We start from the raw sequence: 6,247 nt of genomic DNA on the forward strand, positions 1-6,247 counted from the left end.
ATGGCAAAACAAATCAAGTTCTCTGAAGACGCTCGCCGCTCGATGCTCCGTGGTGTGGAAACACTGGCAAACGCGGTAAAAGTAACACTCGGTCCAAAAGGACGCAACGTGGTACTGGAGAAAAAATTCGGTTCCCCGCTGATCACCAACGACGGTGTAACTATCGCGAAAGAAATCGAGCTGGAAGACGCTTACGAAAACATGGGTGCGCAGCTGGTTAAAGAAGTTGCGACCAAAACAAATGACATCGCTGGTGACGGTACCACGACTGCAACGGTTCTGGCTGCTGCTATGATCCGTGAAGGTCTGAAAAACGTAACCGCTGGTGCCAACCCGATGGTAATCCGTCGCGGTATGGAAAAAGCAGTTCGCGCTGCTGTAGAAGAAATCAAATCTATCGCGAAGCCGGTTGAGAACAAATCCTCGATCGCACAAGTAGCGGCCATTTCTGCTGACGATCAAGAGGTAGGAAACCTGATCGCAGAAGCGATGGAAAAAGTGGGCAAAGACGGCGTTATCACTGTTGAAGAGTCCAAAGGCTTCATTACAGAGCTGGAAGTAGTAGAAGGTATGCAATTTGACCGTGGTTACGCTTCCCCTTACATGATCACGGATACTGACAAGATGGAAGCGGTTCTGAACAACCCTTACATCCTGATCACAGATAAAAAAATCTCCAACATCCAGGAAGTTCTGCCTGTACTGGAGCAAGTTGTACAAAGCGGCAAACCACTCCTGATCATCGCAGAAGATGTGGAAGGCGAAGCACTGGCTACTCTCGTAGTGAACAAACTGCGTGGTACCTTCACAGCTGTAGCGGTTAAAGCTCCTGGCTTTGGCGACCGCCGTAAAGCAATGCTGCAAGACATCGCTGCTTTGACTGGTGGCGAAGTGATCACAGAAGAGCTGGGTCTGGATCTGAAATCCACCAAGCTGGAACAACTGGGCCGCGCAGGCAAAATCGTGGTTACCAAAGAAAACACAACGGTTGTTGAAGGTGCTGGCGACAAAGCTGCTATCGAAGGCCGCGTAGCGCAAATCCGTCAACAAATCGAAGACACCACTTCCGATTTCGATCGTGAAAAACTGCAAGAGCGTCTGGCGAAACTGGCTGGCGGCGTAGCGGTTATCAAAGTGGGTGCAGCTACTGAAACTGAATTGAAAGAGAAGAAGCTCCGCATCGAGGACGCGCTCAACTCTACTCGCGCAGCGGTAGAAGAGGGTATCGTACCTGGTGGTGGTACTACTCTGATCAATGCAATCAAAGCTGTTGAAGCTGTAAAAGTAGAAGGCGAAGAGGCAGTAGGTGTACAAATCGTACTCCGCTCCCTGGAAGAGCCAGTTCGTCAAATCGCAGCGAACGCAGGACTGGAAGGTTCTGTAATCGTAGAGCGTCTGAAAAAAGAGCCTGTAGGCATCGGTTTCAACGCTGCCAGCGAAGAGTATGTTAACATGCTCGAAGCAGGTATCGTAGACGCTGCGAAAGTAACTCGCTCCGCACTCTCCAACGCTGCATCTGTAGCGGCTATGTTCCTGACTACAGAAGCGGTAATCGCGGACAAACCAGAAGAAAACAAAGCTCCTATGGGCATGCCGGATATGGGTGGCATGGGCGGTATGGGCATGATGTAAGAAACGGTCTCGTACACCGTTTCGAAAAGAGGCAGACAACACGTCTGTCTCTTTTTTTAATGGTTGTTTTCGGAAAAATTAAAATAAAGATTGAAAAAATATTTCCTGAATTATTATAATATTATAAAATAATACTACATAGTGCATTACACAGATGGGCAGGCAACAAATAGCTGACGTGGAGGCGATTTTACAGTGAGACGTGTAGGGGTTTGGTTATTTAGCGCTGTACTGATGTTTGTTTTATCCGGATGTAGTGGTGGTGGTGCATCCACATCTGCTCCAGCTGAGCAGACGCCTGCAGCACAGCAGCCGCAGCCGGCGGCAGAAGAAGCAAAGAAGGATCCGGTAGAACTGGTCATGTACAGCTGGCGCCCGGAGGACAAAGAGGCGTATGAAGGCTTTATTGCCGAGTTTCAAAAGATGCATCCGCACGTGAAGGTGAATTTTCGCTCTTTCAAATCTACGGAGTACAATACGATCTTGACCAACTCGCTGACAGCGGGATCCGGAGTTGACATCTTGCAGCTTCGTCCATACGCAGGTGCTGCTTCGATCGCTGATGCAGGCTATCTGCTGCCGATTGACGACGTTCCGGGCGTAGCAGACATCCCGCAGTCTTATCTGGATGCTGCTCGTGGAGAAGATGGCAAAGTATACGGCGTACCGCTCTTCATCAACTCAGCCGTTATTTTCTACAACAAGCAGCTTTTCCAGGATCACGGGTTGCAGACACCAACGACATGGGAAGAGTTTTTGCAAGTATGTGAAGCCCTTTCTCAAAAAGGTATTATTCCCGTAGCGCAAGCAGGCAAGGCCGCTTACTTGCTCTCGTACACGCACAATGTCATCGGGACGAGCGCATTCGGCGGAGAGGAGTATGTAGAAAAGCTGCTATCTGGCGAGGTTAACTTTACCGACCCAGCGTTTAAAGAGTCGATCAAGCGGATGAGCGATCTGGTGCCGTACTTCCCGAAAGATTTCATCGCCATCGACGACAAGGATGCACAAGCGCTCTTTTACACCGGAAAAGCAGCGATGTACATCAACGGCAGCCACCGCCTGGAGACATTTGAAAACCTGAACGCTGACTTGCCGCTCGATATTATGCCGGCACTGGCGAAGGAAAAGGGCGGCGAGACACCGATGATCAACTGGGTCGATGGCTCCTATGGAATAGCTAAGGCAACCAAGCACCCGGAGGAAGCAAAAGCCTTCATCCAATTCCTCGCTTCCAAGGAGTTTGGTCAGATGTTCAGTGATCAGTTGAACAGGCTTAGCGCGATCCCAGGGGTAGTGCCTCAGCATCCGATGTTGAAAAAGATGACCGAGCTAAGCGAAAAAAGCATGACCAGTTATATGATGCTTGTTCACTTTAGTGAAGGCACACCTACCACCAAGACGACATTTGAGAATTCATTGCAGGGAATGTATATTGGGCAGCTGGCGGTAGACAAAGTGGCAGAGGATACGCAGGCTTCGCTTGAAAAGTGGTTCCAGCCGAAGAAGTAGCGGGTTAACCAGCAGGGACACGCAGGTACAGTCCAGGCAAGTCGCTTGGCTGTACCTGTTTTCACTTTTGTATCTGTGCTTGGTTTGTCTGCTGATTAACCTTGGTTGTCTGCTTCCCGATGAGCCACATACAGTTTTTGTTGAAGGAGGGATTGGAGCGTATGGCTGTTTTGCAAAAAGAGACTGAGCCAAAACTCAAGGTGCCCAAGCAAAAACGCATCAATTGGAAAAAACAGCTCGTCCATCTGTTTTTGCTGCCTGCCCTGGTATTGTTTATCTGGTTCCAGCTATATCCGATTTTGTCTGCATTCTTAAACAGTTTTTACTCATTCCAAGGGATGCGACGAGGTGAGTTTGTCGGTTTAGACAATTTTGTTCTCCTATTCACGGAGTCTCCGTTCAAGGAAACCTTTAGCCGAGCCTTTGGCCACAACCTCATCTTTTTCGTGGGGACAATTATTTTCAAAATGGCGGTCGCATTTTTGCTCGCTTTGCTGATCAATAGCAAAATCCGCGGCAAAGAGTTTTTTAAAACGGTTATTTTTCTGCCGAAGCTCTTATCCGTGATCGTCGTCGGCTTTTTGTTCAGCCTGATTTTGAATCCTACGTACGGTGCGCTTAACACGATTTTGCAATTCATCGGGTTGGAAGAGTGGGCGCGTCCCTGGCTGGGTGATCCCGATACAGCACTGTATACGATCATCCTGGTCAATAGCTGGTACGGATTAGGCTTTTCCATGCTGATCTTTCTCGCAGGACTGCAGGCAATTCCTCAGGAGATTTACGATGCAGCCAAAATGGATGGTGCATCCGGATTGACGATGTTGCTGAAGATTACCATTCCATTGGCGATGCCTGCCATTATGGTGATGTCGATCCTTACCTTTATCGGGGCGTTTGAGACGTTTGAGTTGATCTTTGCGATGCAAGGCTCGCAAGCGGGCCCGTACTATTCGACCGATGTATTGGCTACCTATTTTTACCGCTTAGCGTTTGGTTCTGTAGATGGCGGAGAATCGATCGGTTTAGGTTCAGCCCTTGCTGTCGTACTCTTTTTAATGATTTCCAGCGCAACGGCTGTGCTGCTGTTTTTCTTCAAGAAAAAAGAATTTGAACAATAGGAGGAGAGCATGGCGGGACGAATTGGACAGTTTGCCAAATACCTGATTTTGTCGCTTGTATCCCTATCTATACTGTATCCGTTCTTTCTCATGATCTCCTCATCGCTGAAAAGCAATGTGGAGATTCTTACCTCGCCACTTGGGCTGCCTTCCAACTTTTCGTTGGAGAACTACGTTTTGGTCTGGGAAAAGGTGAGCTTTGGCAAGTACGTATGGAATAGCATCTACGTAAGCGGGCTATCGGTCATATTGATTTTGTTTGTCTCTTCGTTAGCTGCCTTCTATCTTTCCCGCTTTACGTTTCGCTGGAATGCTTACATTCTGTTTTTCTTTATGGTTGGGTTGATGTTGCCGATGAAGCTAGCCATTTTGCCGCTTTATATGATCATGCTGCAGCTTAACTTGCTTGACACACTGACTTCCTTGGTCGTTTTGTACGTTGCTGGAGGAATACCGTTTGCCGTATTCGTGTTTTATGGTTTTTTTCGCACGTTGCCTACCGAGTTGGATCAATCTGCGCGATTGGACGGGTGCAACAACTTTCAGGTTTATTATAAAATCATTCTCCCTTTGATGAAGCCGGCACTTGGAACCGTAGCGATCGTTCAGTTGATCGGCGTCTGGAACGATTTCTTTTACCCGCTCATCTTTTTAAAAAGCGAAGAGCTGAGCACGATTCCGCTTGGCGTGCTGACGCTGTTCGGTGAGTATGACACGGAATGGAATCTGCTGTTTGCCAGCTTGACGATTTCTTCTCTGCCCATGATCATAGCGTTTTTGTTTGCATCCAGGCAGTTTATTGAAGGACTTACTTCGGGGGCGATAAAATGAGTCGGCGATGGATTACGTTTGATCTGGATGGTACGTTGATGCAAAATCCTTTTTCAAAATGGGTATTCCCGGAGATTGCTGCTGCAGTCTCCGGTCAGTTGGGCCAATCATACGACTCTGTTTCCGCCCTGACGGCTGAGCATGAGCGACGAATGGAACAAGGCAGGTACGTGGAAGCTTATGACTGGGACGAGATGCTCGCCAGGTTGTGCCAAGAGTTGGGCATCGAGAAGTCTGTTGACATAGAGGAGTTGGTACAAAAGCATTCTATTTCTCCCAAGGTGTATTTGCTTGAACCGGAGATTCCACAGCTGTTGCTTGAGATGAAGGCTCAAGGTTATGCTTTGGCTGCAGTGACAAACGGTTTTTACAAATACCAAGCACCTGTGATGCAAGCATTGAGTCTGCTCGATTGCTTTGATGAGGTCGTCACACCGGAGAGAGCAGGTACGGGCAAGCCTGACACGGTGATCCTGGATATGCTGGCAGGGAAAGTAGTGGCTCATGTAGGGGATCGTTTGGATCACGATATACTGCTGGCCAATCGTGCCAACGCTGTCTCTGTTCTAATAGAAAGGGGTCTTTCGCAGAGGGCCAGCTCGCTTTTCCCTGTACAGCGACCGCATGACGATGAGGTCGTCCAAGTGTTGCAGGAAAAGCGGCGGAAGGAAAGCGGGAGAATGCAAGGCATAACGGAAACTGTGCTTCCTAGTGAATACAGGCCGACTATTGTAATCCGTTCCATACAAGAACTGATGCCATTTTTGAAAGAATGGAAGGGGGGGTGATTTTTTCTTGATCTTTTGCTTGCTTTTTTTGATTGGAGTTGCTATGATAACTCTTGTCGCTTTTGAGAGTGTTTTTAAAGAGAATGAAAAAAACATCACTTTTTTAAAAATAACTCTTGATTTCCCAGCTAAGACGTGATAAAGTTTAAAGGGTCGGCAACGAAACGCTGACGAGAAAACGAAATGCTCTTTGAAAACTGAACAGCGAAAGCGTTGATGAGTCTATCATGAAATGATTTGCCAGCTTTGAACCAGTAACAAACTTTATTGGAGAGTTTGATCCTGGCTCAGGACGAACGCTGGCGGCGTGCCTAATACATGCAAGTCGAGCGAGGGTTTTCGGACCCTAGCGGCGGACGGGTG

Annotated in this window: 5 protein-coding genes and 1 rRNA gene; all 6 read left to right on the forward strand. The window is 48.1% G+C overall.

The window, feature by feature from the left end:
• Complete coding sequence (gene groL / locus EDM52_RS17640) at window positions 1-1,632, forward strand: chaperonin GroEL (RefSeq protein WP_122910262.1); 1,632 nt, start codon at window positions 1-3, stop codon at window positions 1,630-1,632.
• 195 nt (window positions 1,633-1,827) lie between these two features.
• Window positions 1,828-3,144 (forward strand): ABC transporter substrate-binding protein, encoded by a 1,317-nt coding sequence (locus EDM52_RS17645; protein ID WP_245997058.1) that lies wholly within the window; start codon window positions 1,828-1,830, stop codon window positions 3,142-3,144.
• A gap of 161 nt (window positions 3,145-3,305) precedes the next feature.
• Window positions 3,306-4,265 (forward strand): carbohydrate ABC transporter permease, encoded by a 960-nt coding sequence (locus tag EDM52_RS17650; protein ID WP_122910263.1) that lies wholly within the window; start codon window positions 3,306-3,308, stop codon window positions 4,263-4,265.
• Window positions 4,266-4,274: 9 nt separating this feature from the next.
• Window positions 4,275-5,096 (forward strand): carbohydrate ABC transporter permease, encoded by an 822-nt coding sequence (locus tag EDM52_RS17655; protein ID WP_122910264.1) that lies wholly within the window; start codon window positions 4,275-4,277, stop codon window positions 5,094-5,096.
• Complete coding sequence (locus EDM52_RS17660) at window positions 5,093-5,884, forward strand: HAD family hydrolase (RefSeq protein WP_122910265.1); 792 nt, start codon at window positions 5,093-5,095, stop codon at window positions 5,882-5,884. Before EDM52_RS17655 ends, EDM52_RS17660 begins: the two co-directional genes overlap by 4 nt.
• 264 nt (window positions 5,885-6,148) lie before the next feature.
• A 16S ribosomal RNA gene (locus EDM52_RS17665) occupies window positions 6,149-6,247 on the forward strand; the annotation flags it as partial.

The organism is Brevibacillus invocatus, from assembly GCF_003710915.1.
Taxonomy (GTDB): domain Bacteria; phylum Bacillota; class Bacilli; order Brevibacillales; family Brevibacillaceae; genus Brevibacillus; species Brevibacillus invocatus.